Here is a 237-nt window from a genome sequence, read left to right as displayed (position 1 = left end):
CCTCTATTTATTTAATGGATTAACGACTAAATTTATCTTTGAAAATTTGATTACTTGGAATCCCAGCATCTGTAATTATTTTTTCCACTTCACTCATCATTGCTTCTGGACCGCACAAGTAAAACTCAGCCAAAAGCAGTTCTGATTTTTGGTTCATATACGGCAGAAGTACTTTTTGAACATAGCCTGAGTGCCCTTGCCATTCTTCTGAAGGATTAGAAAGAGTAGGAATATAAG

At 35.4% G+C, this 237-nt stretch carries 1 pseudogene; it reads right to left on the bottom strand.

Annotation, left to right across the window (positions count from 1 at the left end):
• Positions 1-19 precede the first annotated feature (19 nt).
• Positions 20-237: pseudogene (locus AAEZ18_RS19635) on the bottom strand (2Fe-2S iron-sulfur cluster-binding protein); the annotation flags it as partial.

The organism is Pseudoalteromonas sp. 19-MNA-CIBAN-0066 (genome assembly GCF_040308705.1).
Taxonomy (GTDB): domain Bacteria; phylum Pseudomonadota; class Gammaproteobacteria; order Enterobacterales; family Alteromonadaceae; genus Pseudoalteromonas; species Pseudoalteromonas nigrifaciens.
The sequence above is the reverse complement of the archived record's forward strand: the minus strand, read 5'-3'. Positions and strand labels throughout refer to the sequence as shown.